Raw genomic sequence first — 20557 nt, 5'->3', positions numbered from 1 at the left:
TGTAATACCTCTATGTGCTTGTAATATCAGAATTTAGTGAATTTTTTCAATTGAATAACTTTTTATTTTATTCGATAATTGTATATTTTTTCATTAGAAAAAACAGTAACATTTCAAATGAATTCAATTAGGATTTCCTGATTTTTAACATCAAAAAAAGCTTTTAACATTACGTTAAAAGCTTTCTCATGTTAATTAGTCAACATTAACATATTCTTTGCTAAGCTCAAGAACTTCTTCCATTGTTGAGCATTCTGTAAGAGCGCGGTTAGCGTATTCTTGCATTTTAGCAGTGTCAAGTTTCTTCATCAAGCTACGTGTACGAAGAATTGATGTAGCTGACATAGAGAACTCGTCAAGTCCCATTCCGACAAGAAGTGGAACAGCTTTTTGGTCACCAGCCATTTCACCACACATACCAGCCCATTTACCTTCAGCGTGAGCTGCTTTGATAACGTTGTTAATCAAACGAAGGATTGATGGGTTATATGGTTGGTAAAGGTATGAAACTTGTTCGTTCATACGGTCAGCAGCCATTGTGTATTGGATAAGGTCGTTTGTTCCGATTGAGAAGAAGTCAACTTCTTTCGCAAATTGGTCAGCAAGCATAGCTGCAGCTGGGATTTCAATCATGATACCAACTTGGATATCATCTGAAACGGCAACACCTTCAGCTTTAAGGTTTGCTTTTTCTTCATCAAAGATTGCTTTAGCAGCACGGAATTCTTTAAGAAGAGCAACCATTGGGAACATGATACGAAGTTGTCCGTGTACAGATGCACGAAGAAGTGCACGGATTTGTGTACGGAACATTGCATTTCCTGTTTCTGAGATAGAAATACGAAGTGCACGGAATCCAAGGAATGGGTTCATTTCTTTTGGAAGGTCGAAGTAAGGAAGTTCTTTATCCCCACCGATATCCATTGTACGAACCACAACTGGTTTACCATTCATGCCTTCAAGAACAGCCTTGTATGCTTCATATTGTTCATCTTCAGTTGGGAAGTCTTGTGAATCCATGTACAAGAATTCTGTACGGTAAAGACCAACTGCTTCTGCACCATTAGCATTAACACCTTCAACGTCTTTAGGTGTACCAATGTTAGCTGCCAATTCGAAGTGTTTACCATCTGCTGTTACTGTTTTAGCATCTTTAAGAAGAGCCCATTCAGCTTTTTGTTTAGCATATGCTTCACCAGCAGCTTTAAATTCAGCAACTTGTTCATCTGTTGGGTTGATGATCACTTCACCAGTGATACCGTTTACAGCAACGATATCGCCATCTTTAACACGGCTAGTGATATCGTTTGTTCCAAGAACAGCGGCAATTTCAAGTGTACGAGCCATGATAGCTGAGTGACTTGTACGTCCACCAATGTTTGTAACAAAGGCTTTAACAAATTGTTTGTTCAATTGGGCAGTATCAGAAGGTGTCAAATCGTGTGCAATAACGATTGATTCTTCATCAATTGTAGCAGGGTTTGGAAGTTTAGCACCAAGAAGGTGAGCCAATACACGTTTAGCAACGTCGCGGATATCTGCGGCACGTTCTTGCATGTATGGGTTATCTTCCATTCCTTCAAAGATAGTGATGAACATGTCAGTCACTTCTTTAAGTCCTGCTTCTGCGTTAGTTTGTTTTGCACGAATAGTTTCTTTAATTTGGCTGATCATTTCTGGGTCAGCAAGAACCATTAAATGTGCGTCAAATACGGCAGCTGCTTCTTCGCCAAGTGTTTCTACTGCTTTTTCACGTATAATAGAAAGCTCGTCTTGTGATGCTTTCAATGCGGCATCTAGGCGAGCTTCCTCTGCACTTGTATCTTCAACTGTAACAGTTTCAAATGACAAATCAGGTTGAACGAGTAGATACGCTTTAGCAACAGCAACACCATCAGATGCGGCAATTCCTTTAAGCATTTCTGTCATTTTCTTAAGCCAATCCTTCTTTTGTCATTGTTTCTTCGATTGCTGCAAGTGCGTCATCAGCGTCAGCACCTTCAGCAGAGATAGTTACGTCAGCACCTTGACCAACACCAAGACTCATAACACCCATGATTGATTTAAGGTTTACTGCTTTACCTTTGTAGTCAAGAGTGATGTCTGAAGCGAATTTGCTAGCTGTTTGAACAAGCAAAGTAGCTGGACGTGCGTGAATACCTGTTTCTGCAACAATGTGAAAATCTTTTGAAGCCATATTATGGTTCTCCTTTTATTTGTGTTTTTTCGGATTACCTTATGATAACCCTTACAAGCTATGATTATAGCATAAACGCTTTTTTATTTCAATAGTTACACACCTTGTATGCGCCTTCTTTTTTGAAAAATTAAGGAAAAACGGCACTTTCAGGCTGTAAAATTACCTGTTTTTTTCAAAAATAAATAGAAACAAGTTGAACTCGCTTCCATTTATTGATTAATCTTTCTTTTCAGCTTTTTTCTTTTTTAGGGCTGCTGTTTGTTTACGAATTTCATTAAAGAATGGTGCTGTTGTCAAGCTAAGATTTTTATAGTTTCGCAACATACGACGTTGATTAAAACGAAATGGCTGAACACCCTTAACTTTTAAATTCTCATTTAGCTGAAGTCTAAATTTCTCCAAACGTTTACTGAAAGCTTCTCTTTGTTTAGTCCAGTCGTCAAATTCTGTTTTAACAGATCGAAGCAATCTTTCCTGTTCCGAGCGAACATATTTTTCAACCGTTGCAGCTGCTTGTTGGAATTTCACAGTATCCATAACTGTCCAAATCAAATCCGCTGTCATGATAGAAACAATCGCTAGGGCAAACCAGCCATTCAAACGATCGATAATAGCCATGACGGTCGGCTGGACAAATTTAACAAGTATCAAAATACTAACTCCCCAAAAAAGTGAAATTTCAGGAGCAATCCAGCCTTTAACATTACCAAATAAATCGCTGTAATCCCAAAGTTTCATATGAAAGAAGTTCTCCAAAAACCAACCAGCAAGGAATTCAAAAACGGTCGCAATGACCATTCCACCGATAAAGAGCCCTAAAAGATTATCTTGAAATGGTTTTGTCCCGATTAAAACCGTCGTCACTGCAAAGCCATAAACTGGACAATAAGGTCCAGCTAAGAAACCACGATAAGCAAACTTTTTATCACGAATGGAGCAATAAATGGTTTCCCATAACCAACCGATAAATGAATAAATAAAAAATAGAAAAATAATATCCGTTATAGAATAGCCCATAAAACGTCAACCTCTAAATTTCAAACTATTCTCATTATAGCAAAAAACCTAGAACAAGACTTGTTCTAGGCGAGCTTTTACATATTTTCAATGAGTTTAGCTGCAAATTCACTTGTTGAGCAAGCAGCTTTTCCTTGTGCTAAATCTGCTGTGAATTGACCTTTAGCAAAAGTTGTTTCAATGGCTTGAGAAATCAAACTTGCAACTTCTGTCCATCCGATATAGTCAAATAGCATGCAACCTGATAAAAGAACAGAGCATGGATTAGCAATGTCTTTTCCAGCAATATCAGGAGCTGTTCCGTGAGTTGCTTCAAAGATTGCATGTCCAGTTACGTAGTTGATATTAGCACCTGGTGAGATACCAATTCCACCAACTTGAGCAGCAAGAGCATCGCTCGCATAGTCACCATTAAGGTTTGTTAAAGCTACGACATCAAATTTTTCAGGATTTAGCAGAATTTGTTGTAAGAAATTATCAGCAATGATGTCATTCATAACCAATTTTCCACTTGCTAATTCATCAGCGTATTCACGTTCTGCAAGTTCGTAACCCCATTTGCGGAAACCACCTTCAGTGAATTTTTGGATATTTCCTTTATGAACAATAGTTACGTTTGTTAACTGATTAGCAAGGGCGTATTCAATAGCTGAACGAATAAGTCGTTCACTACCTTCTTTTGAAATCGGCTTGATACCAATACTACTTGATTCAGGAAAACGAATCTTGTTGACAGACATTTCATTTTGCAAGAACTCAATGACTTTTTTCACTTCTGCTGTGCCAGCTTCCCACTCAATTCCTGCGTAAATATCTTCTGTATTTTCACGGAAAATCGTAATACTTGTTTTTTCTGGTTCTTTAAGCGGGCTTTCAATTCCTTTGAAATGGCGAACTGGGCGAACACAAGCATACAAATCCAATTCTTGGCGAAGTGTAACATTTAGCGAACGAATCCCACCACCAACTGGAGTTTCAAGTGGTCCTTTGATAGCGATCAAATCTTCTTTGATGGTATCAAGTGTTTCGGCTGGCAACCATTCGCCAGTCGCTTCGTGCGCTTTTTTACCAGCTAAAAGCTCATGCCATTCTACTTTTTTCTGACCTTGATAAGCTTTTTCAACAGCGGCATCAAAGACAGCACGCGCATTTTTCCAAATGTCACGTCCAACACCATCCCCTTCAATAAAAGGGATAATTGGATGATTAGAAACGACCAATTGGCCATTTTCTAAAGTGATTTTATCTGCCATAATTTCCTATTTTCCTTTCGTAATGTTTCTTAACGATCTTCAAGTGGAACATATTTCAAACCAAGTTCACCTTTGTAGCGTGAACGTGGACGAATCAATTTATTGTGTTTTTGTTGTTCTTGAATGTGAGCAATCCAACCAGCCACACGACTCATTGCAAAAATCAAGGTAAAGATTGAACTATCAATACCAAGCACATGATAAACCGTCGCTGAATAAAAATCGACGTTTGGAATCAAACCTTTGGTGTGTTTCATGTATTGTTCAATTTCACAAGACAAGTTAAACCAAATTTCGTTTTCAGTCCCTTCTGTCAAAGCTTGCGCCATTTCACGAAGGTATTTTTCACGAGGGTCTTGTGTTTTATAAACACGGTGACCAAATCCCATGATTTTTTCTTGTGAATCAAGTTTTTCTTTAAGGTAAGCTTTTGTATCACCCATTTCACGAATTTCAGTTAACATGTCAAAAACACGTTCATTAGCACCACCGTGAAGAGGACCTTTAAGAGTACCAATAGCCGTTGTCACACAAGAATAAATGTCTGCTAGTGTTGAAGCACAAACACGTGCAGCAAATGTTGAGGCATTTAATTCGTGGTCAGCATGTAGTACCAAAGCACGATTAAGAGCTTTAACTTGCAAATCAGTTGGTTCTTCACCATTTAACATATAGAGGAAATTGGCTGCAAAACACAAATCTTTACGTGGTGCCACAGGTGTTTTTCCTTCACGCAAACGTGCAAAGGTTGCAATAATTGTTGGCATTTTAGCCATTAATTGAATGGATTGTTCGTAAGTTGCTTCTTCTGAGTTATCTTCCGCATTAACGTTGTAAACACCTAGCAAGCTAACTGTTGAACGAAGAACACTCATTGGATGCAAGTGATTACGTGATTGAATCATGATGCATTGCACAACAGCATCACTAATTTCATAGTTATCACGAAGTAATTTTACAAAATCATCAAGTTCTGTTTTATTTGGCAAATGAAGGTTCCAAAGAAGGTAAATCACTTCTTCAAAACTAGCATCATTGTCCATTAATTCTGAAATATTATAACCTGCATAAGATAAATTATCATTAATAATCGAACTAATACGGGTATTACAGGCGATTAAATCTTTTAATCCGCTTGATCCTGTCATATATTAAGCACCCCCTAATTTCTTTCTAACAACCATTGGTAGAATTCCGCCATTTTTGTAGTATCGGATGTCAGCATCCGCATCAAAACGGACCATGGCTTTAAAGTGTTTTTCACCTGAATCATCACGCGCAATCACATCTACAATATCGTGAATACCAGGATTTTCTGAAAGGTTAATATCGTATGTTTCGTAACCTGTTAATCCAAGACTTTCAGCTGTATCACCTTCTAAGAATTGCAATGGTAAAACACCCATCATGACAAGGTTTGAACGGTGAATACGTTCAAAGCTCTCAGCAAGAACAGCTTTAACTCCAAGAAGGTTTGACCCTTTGGCAGCCCAGTCACGACTTGATCCCATACCATAGTCTTTACCAGCAATGACCAAAGTATCAACCTTATCTTCTTTATAATGCATGGCTGCATCGTAAATTGGCATCAATTCGCCATTGTATTTTGTATAACCACCAATTTTACCGTCAGCTAATTGGTTTTGAATACGAATGTTGGCAAATGTCCCGCGCATCATGACTTCGTGGTTACCACGGCGGCTACCATATGAGTTGAAATCAAGGTAATCAACACCATGTTCTGTCAAATATTTAGCAGCTGGACTGTTTTTAGCGATGTTTCCTGCTGGTGAGATGTGGTCAGTTGTGACACTATCGCCAAATTTAGCTAATGGTTTAAGTTTTTTAAGTGGTTTGATTGCCAAATCATCACCCAAGTTATCAAAGTATGGTGGGTTTTGGATGTAGGTTGAGGCTTCATTCCAATGATAGATTTTACTTTCTTCTGTTGGAATTTGGTTCCATTTTTCACTATCAGTGAAAACATGCTCATACTCATGTTCGAACAATTCACGTGTGACAAATTGGTCAACGTATTTTGCCACTTCGTCATTTGTTGGCATGATGTCTTTAAGGTAGACTGGTTCATTATTTTGATCAAAACCAAGTGGTTCTGTTGTCAAGTCAATGTTAGTATTTCCAGCGAGCGCATAAGCTACAACAAGTGGTGGGCTAGCAAGGAAGTTTGCTTTGACGAGTGGATTAACACGTCCTTCAAAGTTACGGTTACCTGACAAAACAGCTGACGCTAACAAATCAGTATCAGTAATTGCTTCAGCTACTTCTGGACGAAGGCTACCTGAGTTACCGATACATGTTGTACAACCGTAACCGACAATGTTAAAGCCAAGTGTATCTAGGTAAGTTTGCAAACCAGAGTTGCGAAGATAACCTGTCACCACTTTTGAACCAGGGGCAAGTGATGTTTTGACTGTTGGAGCCACGCGTAAACCACGTTCAACAGCATTTTTGGCAAGCAAACCAGCTGACATGAGCACGTAAGGATTTGAAGTATTCGTACATGATGTGATAGCTGCAATTGCCACATGTCCAGTCTTGATTTCCACATCTTGGTCCTCAAAGTGAACAGTCGCTGTTTTATTAATCTCATCTGCTGTCAAACCAAATCCTTGAACACCTGCTTCGCGTGTCAAGCTTTCTTGGAAAGTTTGTTTGGCTTGTGTCAAATCAATCAAATCTTGTGGACGTTTTGGTCCAGAGATACTTGGTGAGATGGTAGACAAATCAATCTCAACAACTTTAGTGTATTCAGCTTGATGCTCTGGATCATAGAAAAGATTGTTACGTTTAGCATATTCTTTTGTCAATGCAATGTGGTCTTCATCACGGTTTGTCAAACGCATGTAGTTAAGCGTTTCATCATCGATTGGGAAATAACCACATGTTGCCCCGTATTCAGGAGCCATATTAGCGATAGTTGCACGCTCGGCAAGGCTAAGATTTGAAAGACCATCACCAAAGTACTCAACGAATTTGCCGACAACTTTTTCTTGACGAAGGACTTGTGTCACTTTAAGTGCCAAGTCAGTTGCAGTCGCAATCTTAGGCAATTTACCTGTCAAACGTACACCGATAACTTCTGGAATTGGGAAGAATGAAGCTTCACCAAGCATAGCTGCTTCTGCTTCGATACCTCCGACACCCCAACCAAGCACACCAATACCATTGATCATTGTGGTGTGACTATCAGTACCAAACATTGAATCAGGATAAAGCATGCCATCTTTTTCAATGACAACATCACTCAAATACTCAATATTAACTTGGTGGATAATCCCTGTTGCTGGTGGAACAGCACGGTAATTATCGAATGATTTTTCAGCCCATTTCAAAAATTCGTAACGCTCATTGTTACGTTTAAATTCCATATTAATGTTATCTTCTAAAGCTGTATCACAGCCAAAGAAATCAACTTGGACACTGTGGTCAATAACCAAATCAACTGGAATTTCAGGGTTGATTAAATCTGCATCACCACCATTTGAAACGATGGCATCACGCATTGATGCAAGGTCGACAACAACTGGTACACCAGTGAAATCTTGTAGGATAACACGACTTGGTTTGAATGGTACTTCGCCTTGGATGTTTTTAGGATTGTAAGTTGCTAAATTTTCAATGTGACTTTTTGTAACATCTACTCCATCATACTTTCTGAGTAAACTTTCAAGTAATATACGAATAGTGTAAGGGATTCTTTTGATATTTCCTCCATAATGAGAAACGGCTTCTTCAAGATTAAGGTAAGAATAGTCATTCTCTTTGAAAGAAAATTTAGATAAGAACTCTGTCATGTACGGACCCCCGATTATAATGATATTGTTTTTAATTATACAAAATTCAGAAAATTTTGTCAACATTAATTTACAGGTATGTGTCAGCTTTCCTAACATGATATGTTACTTAAAAATTAAAAAGCTGTCAAGCCTTGATATCACTACATTTTGTACCGATTGCAACCATCAACCACTACATATGGTGTTTTTGTAAGCCTTTTTGGTTGCTTTTTTGGTATATTTTGGCTATTCTAATTAAACATTGAATTAAAAAAAGATAACGATTTATGGAGGAAAGCCTAATGGCTAATAAAATTACACTTTTTTCAAAAAATAATTGCATGCAATGCAAAATGACTAAAAAACTTTTAGAAAAAGCGGGCGCTGATTTCCAAGAAATTAACATGGATGAACGTCCAGATATGATTGATTACGTTAAAAGTCTTGGTTTTACAGCCGCTCCAGTTATCAAAGCTGGCGAAATTGCCTTTTCAGGATTTCAACCAAATAAACTAAAAGAAATTATTTAACTACTCTTCCATCTTGAATTAGAAAGGAATTACCTTACTCAATCTATGAACTAGGTAACTTACTTTATTTATGAGTCTTAAAAATCTTGGCGAAGTCTCTTACTTTCGCCTTAATAATGAAATCAACCGTCCAGTAAACGGTCAAATCCCGTTAAATAAAGATAAAGAAGCTCTTAAAGCTTTCTTTCTTGAAAATGTCATTCCAAACACCATGACATTTGAAAGCATCACTGAAAAAATTGACTATCTAATTGCCAATGATTACATCGAAGCTGAATTCATCGGTAAATACTCACCAGACTTTATTGAAAACTTGTCTAAAGACTTGCAGTCTCACAAGTTTCGCTTCAAATCTTTCATGGCAGCTTACAAGTTCTACCAACAGTATGCTTTAAAGACAAATGACGGCAGCCAATATCTTGAGAGTATCGAAGACCGTGTGCTCTTTAATGCCCTTTATTTTGCTGATGGAAATGAAGAGCTGGCGCAGGATTTAGCACTTGAGATGATTAATCAACGTTACCAACCAGCCACTCCTTCTTTTTTGAACGCTGGACGAAGTCGACGCGGTGAATTTGTATCGTGTTTCTTGATTTCTGTGACAGATGATATGAATGCTATCGGACGTTCTATCAATTCAGCCCTGCAATTGTCACGTATCGGGGGCGGGGTCGGTATCAGCTTGTCAAACTTGCGTGAAGCTGGTGCGCCAATCAAAGGCTACGAAGGCGCAGCGTCCGGTGTTGTCCCAGTGATGAAACTCTTTGAAGATAGTTTTTCATACTCAAATCAACTTGGTCAACGTCAAGGTGCTGGTGCTGTTTATCTCGATGTTTTCCACCCAGATATCATGGCATTTTTATCAACTAAAAAGGAAAATGCTGACGAAAAAGTGCGCGTCAAAACCCTTTCGCTTGGGATCACCATCCCAGATAAATTTTACGAATTAGCTCGTAAAAACGAAGACATGTATCTCTTTAGTCCCTATAGTGTCGAGCGTGAGTACGGTGTGCCATACAGTTATGTCGATATTACAGCTGAGTACGACAAAATGGTCGCTAATCCAAACATTGTCAAAACCAAAATTAAAGCGCGTGATTTGGAAACTGAAATTTCAAAACTCCAACAAGAGTCTGGTTATCCCTACGTGATTAACATTGACACCGCTAACCGCACGAATCCAATCGATGGCAAAATCATCATGTCAAATCTATGCTCTGAAGTTCTTCAAGTTCAAAAGCCAAGTATTATCAACGACGCCCAAGAATTTGTCAAAATGGGAACAGATATTTCATGTAACCTTGGTTCAACCAATGTGGTTAATATGATGACTTCCCCTGATTTTGGTCGTTCTATCAAAGCCATGACACGTGCCTTAACTTTCGTATCAGACACGTCATCAATTGAAGCTGTGCCAACAATCAAGCATGGTAATGAACAAGCTCATACCTTTGGACTTGGTGCTATGGGACTTCACACCTACCTAGCTCAAAACCATATTCACTATGGAAGTCCGGAATCTATTGAATTTACAACCACCTATTTCATGTTGCTCAATTACTGGACATTAGTCGAGTCTAACCAGATTGCTCGTGAACGCAAGCAGACATTTGTAGGCTTTGAAAAATCAAGCTACGCTGATGGCAGCTACTTTGATAAATACATCACAGGTGAATTTGTACCAAAATCTGACCGCGTGAAAGAACTTTTTGCAGATCATTTTATCCCTAGTGGTAAAGATTGGGCTGAGCTTCGTGATGCTATCATAGCAGACGGGCTCTATCACCAAAATCGTTTAGCAGTTGCTCCAAATGGTTCTATTTCTTATATCAATGATGTTTCTGCGTCACTTCATCCAATTACGCAACGTATTGAAGAACGTCAAGAAAAGAAGATCGGTAAGATTTACTACCCTGCTGCTGGTTTGTCGACAGATACAATTCCTTACTACACGTCTGCTTATGATATGGATATGCGAAAAGTGATTGATGTTTATGCTGCAGCTACTGAACACGTCGATCAAGGATTATCACTCACATTGTTCTTGCGCAGTGACATTCCAGAAGGACTCTACGAATGGAAAACGCAAAGCAAGCAAACTACCCGTGACCTTTCTATCTTACGTCACTATGCTTTCAATAAAGGGCTCAAATCAATCTATTACATCCGCACCTTTACAGATGACGGTGAAGAAGTTGGCTCAAACCAATGCGAAAGCTGTGTGATTTAACTGAACACTTTGTTTTATCTCTGTAGGCGTTACGACCCAAACAGGATAAAAAACATAACTTGAATCACTATTTGAAATGCCGGTCTTTTGGTTGGCTTTCTTACAACTACTCTTAGGAGAAATCAAAAAACATGACAACATATTATAAAGCCATTAACTGGAATGAGATTGAGGATGTGATTGACAAGTCAACTTGGGAAAAGTTGACCGAACAATTCTGGCTTGATACGCGCATCCCGCTGTCAAATGACCTCGATGATTGGCGCAAGTTTTCTGACCAAGAAAAAGAATTGGTGGGTAAAGTATTTGGTGGCTTGACTCTTCTTGACACCATGCAATCAGAATCTGGTGTTGAAGCTATTCGTGCAGATGTCAGAACACCTCACGAAGAAGCCGTCCTCAACAATATCCAATTTATGGAATCTGTCCACGCCAAATCATACTCTTCCATTTTTTCAACACTTAACACAAAATCAGAAATCGAAGAAATCTTTGAATGGACGAACAACAACGAATACTTACAGAAAAAAGCCAAAATTATCAATGATATTTATGAAAATGGCACTGCGCTGCAAAAGAAAGTTGCCTCAACTTTCCTTGAAACTTTCCTCTTCTACTCTGGATTTTTCACTCCTCTTTATTATCTTGGCAACAATAAATTGGCAAATGTCGCTGAAATTATCAAGCTAATCATCCGCGATGAATCTGTCCACGGAACTTACATTGGCTATAAATTCCAACTTGGTTTCAATGAATTATCTGATAAAGAGCAAGATAACCTGCGTGATTGGATGTATGACTTACTTTATCAACTCTATGAAAATGAAGAAAATTACACCAAAACACTTTATGACCAAGTTGGCTGGACTGAGGAAGTTCTGACTTTCTTACGTTATAACGCCAACAAAGCTCTCATGAACTTAGGGCAAGACCCGCTTTTCCCTGATACCGCTAATGATGTCAACCCAATCGTTATGAATGGCATTTCAACAGGGACTTCTAACCATGATTTCTTTAGTCAGGTCGGGAACGGATATCTTCTTGGTTCTGTTGAAGCTATGCAAGATGATGATTACAATTATGGACTTGATTAGAATTTTCAAAAAATTATCCCAAACTAGCTTGACAAGAAACTTTCTTTCATGCTAGACTATATACAAATTGAATTCACAAAGGAGTGCCATCGGCTGAGATCGCATTTGCGAAATCCTGATAACCTGATCTCGTTAGGACGAGCGTAGGGATTGTGATATGACTTTTTTAAACGTGATTAAAATAGCATTGAACATATTATCAGAAAAAGCTCCTTTGTGTTAGAAGGAGCTTTTTTATGTCGTCGAAGAATTCTCAATTGTCTGCTTTAATTGAGACTGCATTGGTTGCTGCTTTTGCTATGGCTTTATCTTATATTCCAGATTTTGCTAGCTGGTTCACCCCTTCATTCGGTGCGGTGCCAGTCGTCCTTTTTGCCCTACGTCGCGGTCCCAAATACGGAACTCTAGCTGGTCTTATCTGGGGCTTACTTCACTTTATTTTAGGTAAAGTTTGGTACTTAGCTTTGTCACAAGTTATCATCGAATACATCATCGCCTTTATCTCAATGGGCTTGGCTGGATTTTTATCTGCACCATTTCAAAATGCTCTTTCTAAAGACAATAAAGGACGTGCTCTGATTTACTCTACTATCGGTGCCACACTTGCTGTTTTTGTCCGCTACTTCTGGCACTATGTCGCTGGTTTTATCTTCTGGGGAAGCTACGCACCAAAAGGCATGTCACCTTACCTTTATTCACTCAGTGTCAATGGTACAGCTGGACTGTTAACCCTAGTCTTCGTTATTTTAGCACTTGCTATCATCATCCCAACACAAGGAAAAATGTTTTTAGTAAAAAAATAATCCTTTAAACCTCTAAGCTTAACACCAAAAAAGCTAAGACAAATCGTCTTAGCTTTTTTTCATTACATTTGTTTTGCCAAATTAATCATTTCAAGGACACCTTGGGCGCATTCGCTACCTTTATTACCTGCTTTTGAACCAGAACGTTCGATAGCTTGCTCGATATCCTCAGTGGTAATCACACCAAACATAACTGGAATATCGCTAGAAAGATTGATTTGCCCAACCCCTTTAGCTACTTCATTACAAACCAAATCGTAGTGACTTGTTGACCCACGAATGACACTACCGAGTGTGATAACACCGTCGTATTTACCGCTGGCAACGATTTTTTTCGTCATAAACGGAATTTCAAAAGCGCCTGGGACCCAATAAACATCGATATCATCCTCAGCCACCTCATTTCTAACTAGACCGTCCACGGCACCACCCAATAGTTTTGAGGTGATAAATTCATTAAAACGTGCAACTACGATAGCAATCTTTAAGTCTTTTCCGATAAATTTTCCTTCAAATGTTGTCATGATTATTCTCCTTATACGATGTGTAATAAATGATGAAATTTTTCTTGTTTAGTTTGCAAGTAAGCGCGATTCTCCTGGTGGGCTGGCATTTGCAAGGGCAAACGCTCCACAATATCTATGCCCGCCATTTCAAGCTGCTCTAACTTATCAGGATTATTAGTCAAAAGTTTTACCTGCTTGATATCCAAAAAGCTCAAAATATCCGCTGCAATCTGGTAATCACGCTCATCTGGAGCAAAGCCAAGCTCAAGATTTGCCTCATAAGTGTCCAAACCTTCTTCTTGCAACTGATAAGCCTTTAGTTTATTTTTTAAACCGATGCCTCGCCCTTCTTGACGAAGGTACAAAATAGCTCCGCGACCAACTTGGTCAATTTTTTCCATAGCAGCATGCAACTGTTCCCCGCAATCACAACGCAAAGACCCAAAAATATCACCAGTTAAGCACTCGGAATGCAAACGCAGTAAAAGCGGTTCATCTGTCGTTAAATCTCCTTTTGATAAAAGAACGTGCTCGCGCTTTTCTTCATCTTCAAATAACTGAAGGTCAAAGTCACCATAACTTGATGGCAACTTTACCTTGGGACTATCTTGAAAGCTCACATAGCGGGCGATATCACCAACTTCAATCATGGTCAAATTCCACTTGCTAGCAAAATCATGTAAATCAGCTTTACGAGCCATCGTGCCATCATCTTTTAAAATCTCACAAATGTAAGCTGCCTCTTTACCACCTGAAAGGCGTGCCAAATCAAGACTAGCTTCCGTATGCCCACGGCGCTCTAGAACGCCACCGCTTCTTCCCACCAATGGAAACATGTGACCAGGTCTGTGAAAATCACTTGCTTTACTACTTACCGACGCCAATTCTTGAATAGTCTTAGCGCGGTCAAAAGCTGAAATCCCTGTTGAAGTTTCTTTGTGGTCTACGCTAATGGTAAAAGCTGTGCCATGTGCATCCGTATTTTCTTCTGACATTGGAACAAGCTCCAAACGATTAGCAATCTCCTCAGATACTGGTGCACAAATCAAGCCACGCGCGTGCTTGGTCATAAAATTCACATTTTCTGGGCTTGCCAATTCTGCCAGACCAACTAAGTCCCCTTCAGCTTCGCGGTCATCATCATCGACCACGATAATTAATTTTCCTGCTCTCAAGTCAAAAAGAGCCTTTTCAACATCCTTAAACATTTATTCTCCTTTCATCCTTGCCACTTGTGCCTGCATGTATTTTGCTAAAATATCAGTCTCAATATTGACCTTGTCGCCTTTTTTAAGACTAGCCAAGTTAGTTTCTTTTGCCGTATGCGGGATTAGTGACACACTAAATTGTCCCGACTTAACCGACACCACCGTTAGGCTAACCCCATTGACTGCGATTGACCCCTGCCCAACGATTTGCCCTTCAAGTTCTTTTGGAAAAGCAAAGCTGAGTACCAGAGCAGCTTCATCGCTCTTTTTTTGGACAAGAGTTGCCACACCATCTACGTGCCCCGTCACAAGGTGCCCTTCAAAACGCGCATTGGCTGACATGGCCAGTTCTAAATTAACCAAATCACCCACACGACTTTCTGAAAAAATTGTCCGTCTAAAGGTTTCTGGCATGACATCAACAGTAAATAAATCACCTGATTTAGCCACACAGGTAAGGCACACGCCATTAATGGCCATACTGTCACCGATTTTGTAATCTGCTAACAATTTTCGTGAAGCTTTGCAAGTTAATTTAATCGTGTGCTGGTGTTTGACAATCCGACTAATACGTCCTTGTTCTTGAATTAATCCCGTAAACATCATACTCTCCTTTTGGCTGACAATCTGATTGTATTTCCAATCTTTTGGCATGAAAAATCTTGCAACTCTAACACTTCTTCTACCAAACGGAAACTTGACATTGCTGCTTTGCCATTTCCCCCAATAATCTTAGGCGTCACATAAGAAATGATTTCATCCCAAAGTCTGCTATCTAAAAAAGCATCATGAACAGCCGCTCCTCCCTCAACATAAACCGATTGAATCTTTTCGTCATAAAGCACCTGCAGGATATTTGCAACCGAAAACCCAGGCAAATCAATCACCTTCACATGACTAGGTAAATCTGTGACCTTACGCTTGCTAAAAATGAGAACTGGAGCTGAGTCATCCATAAAAATCTGCAAATCTCGTCTCTCAAAAACACGACCAGCTTCATCCAAAATCACACGAACAATAGGGTACAAACTTGTCCCCGCTCCCAGTAAACGCGGGTTATCAATCAAGACTGTGTCAGCACCAACCAAAATAGCCTGATAATCATCGCGTTCATCATGAACGAAACGATTAGTTTCAGCATCCGTCAAAGCTGTGCGTTTACCAAGCACCGCTATTTTTCCATCTAAGCTAACCGCTTGTTTTAAAACCACGTAAGGTCGCTGGTGTTCGTAGTAAAAATTATAGTGAGGATTAAGGCCTCTAGCCTCTTCTTCTAAAACACCAGTCACCACTTCGATGCCTTCTTCTTTCAAGAAAGCTAGCCCTTTCCCAGCCACCAAAGGATTGGGATCAAGTTGACCAACCACCACCTTTTTAATGCCAGCTGCTAGAATCGCTTGGGTACAGGGGGGCTGTTTTCCCCTGTGATGACAAGGTTCCAATGTTACATAAAGTGTTGAATCGACTAGTTCTTCAGGAGTTTGACAATGTAAAATAGCATTCTTTTCAGCATGCTCATGACCATACTGCAAATGCGCACCACGAGCAATCACATGATCGTCTTTGACAATCACCGCACCAACTAAAGGATTGGTATAAGTTTGACGAAAACCTTTTTTAGCTTCTGCAATTGCCTGCGACATATAATAATTATCCATAATCGTCCTCCTTTCTAGACTAAAAAATCCCGATAAAAATCACTAAACTAGAATGGCCTAGCTAGTTATTTTCATCGGGATAACACTTGAAGTATTATCAAAAAATTCTGACAATGCCACGAAGTTACTAAACTAAAATCCCCGCAGCTTACACCACGGGGAATTAAAGACAAGTAAAAAAGTATTCCAAAAAGCAAGAGCTTGCCTTTTGACACTCTATCAATTCTTCTCTCATCCAGACTATACTGTCGGTTCTGGAATTGCACCAGATCAGCTTGCGCTCACGGACTTAACTATCTCGCTTGGATATCAAACCAAACAAAGTTGATTGATGATTTGCTTTTAGTTTAGGCGGCAGCCTCGCAGACATAACTGGTGTTAGGCAAGAGGTGTCAACAACGAATAAAAGCAAATAGCAATCAAGGAGACAATATCACCGTCGGTCGGGAATCTCACCCTGCCCCGAAGAAAACTATTCAATTCTGTTTTAGATTAGCACGAATTAGAAGTGCTGTCAATCATTTTTATTATTTTCTAAAATATTTATTCACAAAGCGAATGTTAGCAAGGTTGATATAGATATAAATTCCTGTTGTTACTACCAAACCTGAGGTAACATCGAGCGAACTCACGACTGCTAACACACACAAGATAGCATAAACAAATGGTAAATACTGATTAAGATTGAAAACAATCAAGAAAGTTTGCTCATAATTTGCTTGAAGTTCACCTTCATCATAAGAATAAGCAAATTCTTTTACTTCTTTAATAGTCGGAAAAGCTGATAATTTGTAGTGACGAATTTTTTGAGTTAATTTAAATATCGCTATTTGAAGTACAAATAAAAGAATAAAAAAGGTAAATTCAATTGCATATGCTGTAATTTTGAACGCTGAATCATTAACAATTCTAGTATGAAAATCACAAACAGCAACTCCTATTGAAAAGAGAATAAGTGCTACTGAGACATTGTAAAAAGTTGTTGCAAATCCTAAATTTTTAAATGTCTTGCGATAAACCTCATAGCTTTCTTCTTCAACATCTTCGTCCATAGCCTCATAACGATTTTGATAATGATTCGCTTGGTACATAAACCATAATGTCACGAGAATTGACATAGCAGTCAGTATGTAGACAAAAGTCATAAAAATATCAAAATTAAACGTTAAAACCTTATCACCAAGACCAAGTCCTAAAGCACCAGTTACTCCTCCGACAAGAGCACTAACAGTAACAATTCCTAGATAAAATAAAACACGTTGTTTTGTTGTTAATTGTTTTGTCTTATTCATTATTCTTCTCCCTCTTCATCAAGACTAAAAACATTTTCGACAGGTTCATTAAAGATTTTTGCAATGCGCAAAGCGATAATCACCGACGGCGTATACTCATTACGTTCCAAAAGACTAATCGTTTGTCTAGAAACTTTCGCCAATTTGGCTAACTGTGTCTGATTCAAACCATCACGCGCACGTAATTCTTTCAGACGATTTTTTAATACCAAATTTTCCTCCATCCTAGTAATCGATAACAATTACTTTTTGAGTTTAATTTTCCTACCAAGTCTTATTCTCCTTTTCCCTTTGATGAATTGATTATAGCACTACCTTCTAAAAATGACAAGGATATTTGTCAAAAATATAAAAATAATTGTCAAAAAGAACATGATTTTTGTCAAAAAAAGACCCGGTTAATAAAACCGAGCCTTATTTCCTACAAACTTTCAATCATTTCTACCAGTTTTTTAGCATGTACTTGAGATTTTGCAATCATTTCTTGGGTTTTGTCAGCATCCTCACGCAGTGAATAAGACACACCATGTGTGACAACATGACCAACAAAGTTAAGCTGCGTCAATTTAGCTGTCAAACGAATTGGTGCTAAAAGGTCTTCGATCGTTGTACCAGATTCAGCGCTATAAGCTGCTTCTCCTGCACCAGTTGTCAAAGATGCAATCAAGTATTTATCTTTCAAGGCATTGCCATTTGACCCGTGAGAAAAACCATGCACAAAAACTTTTTCAATCCATTTATTCATCAAAGATGGGGTCATGTACCAATAAAGCGGGTATTGGAAAACAATGACATCTGCCCAACGGAGCTTATCTTGCTCAGCAGCCACATCAATCTGATAATCAGGATACAAATTGCTCAAAATATCCAATTCAACTTCTGGATAGAGCTTTTTAATTTCTTTTAAAATGGTTTTATTTGCCAAAGAATCATTTTTCAAATCAGGGTGTCCTGAAACAACAAGAACTTTTTTAGCCATTTTTTCACCTCTTCTATTATTAGAAAATTCTATACAATTACACACAATTTGTCAACCTAAAAAAAAGCTGAAACAAACTGTCCAGCTTCTTAGGTTTTATGCAAAAACATCTGCCAAAATGGCTACACCTTGGTCGATTTCTTCTTTTGTCAAGGTTAATGGTGGCAAGAGACGAATGACATTGGTTCCTGCTGTCAACACAATCAAACCTTTGTCACGCGCTTTTTCAACCAAGACCGCTAGGTTTTCACTGGTTTCAATCCCAATCATGTAGCCAAGACCGCGAACGTCAGTCACTTTAGGATTGTCAGCCAAGACTTTTTTCAGTTCCGTTTGCAAATAATTACCATTTTCAAGTACTTGTGGTAAGAAACCGTCAGCCAGAATAATATCCAGTACGCTTGAGGCTGCTGACATGACTAATTTATTACCACCGAAAGTTGAACCGTGACTACCGTATGAAAAGGCTGAACCAAGTTTTTCTTTGGCAATCATGGCACCAACGGGAACACCATTTCCAAGACCTTTAGCCAAGGTGAAAATATCTGGTTCAATTCCATAATGCTCAAATGAGAAGAGCTTACCAGTACGTCCCATACCAGTTTGGACTTCATCAACAATCAGTAAAATTCCTGTTTCTTGACAGAATTGACTCAAAGCTGTCACAAAGGCTTTGTCAGCTGGACGAACACCTGATTCTCCTTGAACTAATTCTAACATGACAGCTGCCGTATCTTCCGTTACCAAAGCTTTAACGCTGTCCAAATCGTTGTAAGTAGCGTAGCTGAAATGTGGCACACCATCACCAAAACCAGTCTTGATTTTATCTTGACCAGTCGCTGACATGGAACCAAAGGTACGACCGTGGAAAGAATTGACAAAGGTAATAATTTCTTGCTTACCAGTGGATTTACGAGCGATTTTAATGGCTGCTTCATTTGCTTCCGCACCGCTATTAGCAAAGAAAGCCAGGTAGTCTTTGTCACCGATTAATTTACCAGCCACTTCTTCTTGCAAAGAATTATGATACAAGTTAGGCATATGCCAGATTTCTTCTGCTTGTTTTAGAAGAGCTGCCTTAACTTGTGGGTGAAAACCAAGGTTGGTTACCCCAATTCCTGTTGAGAAATCAAGGTATTTTTTACCATCTTGATCAAACAGATAATTTCCTTGCGCCTTAACAAATTCAATAGCTGCGCGTTTATAATTTTGAAATAACTTTGTCATTACTTGCTCCCCTTATCCCTAGCAAATGATTGAAGTTCCTGTTACAAGATTGTCGCCAATCAATACTTCACCAACACCTGCTAAAACAGTGTTCACTGCTGACTCAATTTTTGGAATCATACCGCCAGTGATAATGCCTTGATCGATCTTTTCTTGAAATTCTTTCGAAGTCAGGCTATCAAGCACTTCACCATTTTCCAAAACACCTTTCACATCTGTCATCAAAACCAATTTTTCAGCATTCAAGGCAATCGCAACCGCTGTTGCTAAATAATCAGCGTTGATGTTGAGCATATCGCCTTCTTTTGAATAACCAATTGAAGCAAGTACTGGCAACATTTGATTATCAAGCATTTGCTCCAAAATCGGTGTCTGAATATGTGAGACATCACCAACGTAACCATAAGTTTCCTTATCAAGAAAATCAGCTGTCACCACTCTTTTGATATTTGATAGCAACTGAATACTATCAATAGATGATTGGTTTAGTTTTTTAGTCAAATTTTCACCAACCATGTGAAGAAGAGCATAGCTGACCAACTTCATATCAGATTGACTGGTTACACGAAGACCATTGATTTTTTTAACTGGTACTTGGTTATCTTCCATTAATTTATTAATAGCATAGCCGCCACCATGCACAATGACCAAATTTTTATGGGCATCTTTCCATTTTTTGACTTGTGCTAAAAAGTCTTGCGACAAGTTTTGGCTAGCAACGCCACCAATTTTAATCACAATTGTATCTTTCATAATCTTATCC

Annotated in this window: 19 protein-coding genes and 2 riboswitches; of the genes, 4 read left to right on the top strand and 15 right to left on the bottom strand. The window is 38.8% G+C overall.

The features are described 5' to 3' along the window. Positions 1 to 195: 195 nt before the first annotated feature. The 6 genes from ptsP to acnA all read right to left on the bottom strand — a co-directional run bounded on the left by ptsP (position 196) and on the right by acnA (position 8285). On the bottom strand, positions 196 to 1929 hold the full coding sequence (gene ptsP / locus E0E02_RS08425; RefSeq protein ID WP_074559642.1) for a phosphoenolpyruvate--protein phosphotransferase: 1734 nt from the start codon (positions 1927 to 1929) through the stop codon (positions 196 to 198). A gap of 4 nt (positions 1930 to 1933) precedes the next feature. After that, positions 1934 to 2197: a phosphocarrier protein HPr gene (locus E0E02_RS08420; protein ID WP_003064009.1), complete on the bottom strand. Its 264-nt coding sequence runs from the start codon at positions 2195 to 2197 to the stop codon at positions 1934 to 1936. A 219-nt stretch (positions 2198 to 2416) separates the two neighbouring features. Continuing rightward, a complete protein-coding gene (locus E0E02_RS08415; RefSeq protein ID WP_074625979.1) occupies positions 2417 to 3217 on the bottom strand; it encodes a putative ABC transporter permease in 801 nt (266 codons plus the stop codon). Positions 3218 to 3294: 77 nt separating this feature from the next. Continuing rightward, on the bottom strand, positions 3295 to 4470 hold the full coding sequence (gene icd, locus E0E02_RS08410; protein WP_133018359.1) for an NADP-dependent isocitrate dehydrogenase: 1176 nt from the start codon (positions 4468 to 4470) through the stop codon (positions 3295 to 3297). Between the two features lie 29 nt (positions 4471 to 4499). After that, positions 4500 to 5618, bottom strand: coding sequence for a citrate synthase (locus E0E02_RS08405; protein ID WP_039697180.1), 1119 nt, complete (start codon positions 5616 to 5618; stop codon positions 4500 to 4502). Between the two features lie 3 nt (positions 5619 to 5621). After that, positions 5622 to 8285 carry an aconitate hydratase AcnA gene (gene acnA / locus E0E02_RS08400; RefSeq protein WP_133018358.1) on the bottom strand — a complete coding sequence of 888 codons (2664 nt, stop codon included), beginning with the start codon at positions 8283 to 8285 and terminating at the stop codon, positions 5622 to 5624. Positions 8286 to 8569: 284 nt separating this feature from the next. On the opposite strand from acnA, the gene nrdH reads away from it, so the two are divergent. The 4 genes from nrdH to thiT all read left to right on the top strand — a co-directional run bounded on the left by nrdH (position 8570) and on the right by thiT (position 12924). After that, positions 8570 to 8797 carry a glutaredoxin-like protein NrdH gene (gene nrdH, locus E0E02_RS08395; RefSeq protein WP_043895000.1) on the top strand — a complete coding sequence of 76 codons (228 nt, stop codon included), beginning with the start codon at positions 8570 to 8572 and terminating at the stop codon, positions 8795 to 8797. A gap of 70 nt (positions 8798 to 8867) precedes the next feature. Next, positions 8868 to 11027: a class 1b ribonucleoside-diphosphate reductase subunit alpha gene (nrdE, locus tag E0E02_RS08390; RefSeq protein ID WP_133018357.1), complete on the top strand. Its 2160-nt coding sequence runs from the start codon at positions 8868 to 8870 to the stop codon at positions 11025 to 11027. Between the two features lie 131 nt (positions 11028 to 11158). Next, positions 11159 to 12121 (top strand): class 1b ribonucleoside-diphosphate reductase subunit beta, encoded by a 963-nt coding sequence (gene nrdF / locus E0E02_RS08385; protein WP_133018356.1) that lies wholly within the window; start codon positions 11159 to 11161, stop codon positions 12119 to 12121. 69 nt (positions 12122 to 12190) lie between these two features. Continuing rightward, a riboswitch (TPP riboswitch) is annotated at positions 12191 to 12288 on the top strand. 69 nt (positions 12289 to 12357) lie between these two features. After that, positions 12358 to 12924, top strand: coding sequence for an energy-coupled thiamine transporter ThiT (thiT, locus tag E0E02_RS08380; protein WP_039697184.1), 567 nt, complete (start codon positions 12358 to 12360; stop codon positions 12922 to 12924). A 62-nt stretch (positions 12925 to 12986) separates the two neighbouring features. Here thiT and ribE read toward each other — a convergent pair whose 3' ends face one another. From ribE to argB, 9 genes are all read right to left on the bottom strand, one after another. Then, positions 12987 to 13448: a 6,7-dimethyl-8-ribityllumazine synthase gene (ribE, locus tag E0E02_RS08375; RefSeq protein WP_039697185.1), complete on the bottom strand. Its 462-nt coding sequence runs from the start codon at positions 13446 to 13448 to the stop codon at positions 12987 to 12989. Positions 13449 to 13459: 11 nt separating this feature from the next. Beyond that, the gene (gene ribA, locus E0E02_RS08370) at positions 13460 to 14638 is read right to left on the bottom strand and encodes a GTP cyclohydrolase II (RefSeq protein ID WP_133018355.1); all 1179 of its coding nucleotides are present in this window, start codon (positions 14636 to 14638) and stop codon (positions 13460 to 13462) included. Further along, positions 14639 to 15241, bottom strand: a complete 603-nt coding sequence (locus tag E0E02_RS08365; RefSeq protein WP_133018360.1) for a riboflavin synthase — start codon at positions 15239 to 15241, stop codon at positions 14639 to 14641. It abuts the gene before it with no gap. Continuing rightward, positions 15241 to 16296 (bottom strand): bifunctional diaminohydroxyphosphoribosylaminopyrimidine deaminase/5-amino-6-(5-phosphoribosylamino)uracil reductase RibD, encoded by a 1056-nt coding sequence (ribD, locus tag E0E02_RS08360; RefSeq protein ID WP_133018354.1) that lies wholly within the window; start codon positions 16294 to 16296, stop codon positions 15241 to 15243. Before ribD ends, E0E02_RS08365 begins: the two co-directional genes overlap by 1 nt. 219 nt (positions 16297 to 16515) lie before the next feature. After that, positions 16516 to 16770: riboswitch (FMN riboswitch) on the bottom strand. 53 nt (positions 16771 to 16823) lie between these two features. Continuing rightward, positions 16824 to 17588 (bottom strand): DUF3169 family protein, encoded by a 765-nt coding sequence (locus E0E02_RS08355; protein WP_133018353.1) that lies wholly within the window; start codon positions 17586 to 17588, stop codon positions 16824 to 16826. Further along, complete coding sequence (locus E0E02_RS08350) at positions 17588 to 17812, bottom strand: helix-turn-helix transcriptional regulator (RefSeq protein ID WP_074601513.1); 225 nt, start codon at positions 17810 to 17812, stop codon at positions 17588 to 17590. Before E0E02_RS08350 ends, E0E02_RS08355 begins: the two co-directional genes overlap by 1 nt. 197 nt (positions 17813 to 18009) lie before the next feature. Beyond that, positions 18010 to 18567, bottom strand: coding sequence for an NAD(P)H-dependent oxidoreductase (locus E0E02_RS08345; protein WP_133018352.1), 558 nt, complete (start codon positions 18565 to 18567; stop codon positions 18010 to 18012). 96 nt (positions 18568 to 18663) lie between these two features. Beyond that, positions 18664 to 19794 (bottom strand): acetylornithine transaminase, encoded by a 1131-nt coding sequence (locus E0E02_RS08340; RefSeq protein ID WP_133018351.1) that lies wholly within the window; start codon positions 19792 to 19794, stop codon positions 18664 to 18666. Between the two features lie 18 nt (positions 19795 to 19812). Continuing rightward, on the bottom strand, positions 19813 to 20547 hold the full coding sequence (gene argB / locus E0E02_RS08335) for an acetylglutamate kinase (protein ID WP_074559612.1): 735 nt from the start codon (positions 20545 to 20547) through the stop codon (positions 19813 to 19815). Positions 20548 to 20557: the final 10 nt, after the last annotated feature.

The sequence above is a fragment of the Streptococcus sp. KCJ4932 genome, from assembly GCF_004352745.1.
Classification (GTDB): Bacteria; Bacillota; Bacilli; order Lactobacillales; family Streptococcaceae; genus Streptococcus; species Streptococcus ruminicola.
This window is presented reverse-complemented; position numbering and strand designations above follow the sequence as displayed.

What these genes read in the sequence shown, in the direction of transcription:
- E0E02_RS08345 (WP_133018352.1), bottom strand. Translation starts at nt 18,567, where the DNA reads ATGGCTAAAAAAGTTCTTGTTGTTTCAGGACACCCTGATTTGAAAAAT.
- E0E02_RS08405 (WP_039697180.1), bottom strand. Translation starts at nt 5,618, where the DNA reads ATGACAGGATCAAGCGGATTAAAAGATTTAATCGCCTGTAATACCCGT.
- ribD (WP_133018354.1), bottom strand. Translation starts at nt 16,296, where the DNA reads ATGGATAATTATTATATGTCGCAGGCAATTGCAGAAGCTAAAAAAGGT.
- E0E02_RS08365 (WP_133018360.1), bottom strand. Translation starts at nt 15,241, where the DNA reads ATGTTTACGGGATTAATTCAAGAACAAGGACGTATTAGTCGGATTGTC.
- nrdF (WP_133018356.1), top strand. Translation starts at nt 11,159, where the DNA reads ATGACAACATATTATAAAGCCATTAACTGGAATGAGATTGAGGATGTG.
- nrdH (WP_043895000.1), top strand. Translation starts at nt 8,570, where the DNA reads ATGGCTAATAAAATTACACTTTTTTCAAAAAATAATTGCATGCAATGC.
- E0E02_RS08415 (WP_074625979.1), bottom strand. Translation starts at nt 3,217, where the DNA reads ATGGGCTATTCTATAACGGATATTATTTTTCTATTTTTTATTTATTCA.
- ribA (WP_133018355.1), bottom strand. Translation starts at nt 14,638, where the DNA reads ATGTTTAAGGATGTTGAAAAGGCTCTTTTTGACTTGAGAGCAGGAAAA.
- icd (WP_133018359.1), bottom strand. Translation starts at nt 4,470, where the DNA reads ATGGCAGATAAAATCACTTTAGAAAATGGCCAATTGGTCGTTTCTAAT.
- E0E02_RS08350 (WP_074601513.1), bottom strand. Translation starts at nt 17,812, where the DNA reads ATGGAGGAAAATTTGGTATTAAAAAATCGTCTGAAAGAATTACGTGCG.
- E0E02_RS08420 (WP_003064009.1), bottom strand. Translation starts at nt 2,197, where the DNA reads ATGGCTTCAAAAGATTTTCACATTGTTGCAGAAACAGGTATTCACGCA.
- E0E02_RS08355 (WP_133018353.1), bottom strand. Translation starts at nt 17,588, where the DNA reads ATGAATAAGACAAAACAATTAACAACAAAACAACGTGTTTTATTTTAT.
- ribE (WP_039697185.1), bottom strand. Translation starts at nt 13,448, where the DNA reads ATGACAACATTTGAAGGAAAATTTATCGGAAAAGACTTAAAGATTGCT.
- thiT (WP_039697184.1), top strand. Translation starts at nt 12,358, where the DNA reads ATGTCGTCGAAGAATTCTCAATTGTCTGCTTTAATTGAGACTGCATTG.
- nrdE (WP_133018357.1), top strand. Translation starts at nt 8,868, where the DNA reads ATGAGTCTTAAAAATCTTGGCGAAGTCTCTTACTTTCGCCTTAATAAT.
- ptsP (WP_074559642.1), bottom strand. Translation starts at nt 1,929, where the DNA reads ATGACAGAAATGCTTAAAGGAATTGCCGCATCTGATGGTGTTGCTGTT.
- E0E02_RS08340 (WP_133018351.1), bottom strand. Translation starts at nt 19,794, where the DNA reads ATGACAAAGTTATTTCAAAATTATAAACGCGCAGCTATTGAATTTGTT.
- argB (WP_074559612.1), bottom strand. Translation starts at nt 20,547, where the DNA reads ATGAAAGATACAATTGTGATTAAAATTGGTGGCGTTGCTAGCCAAAAC.
- acnA (WP_133018358.1), bottom strand. Translation starts at nt 8,285, where the DNA reads ATGACAGAGTTCTTATCTAAATTTTCTTTCAAAGAGAATGACTATTCT.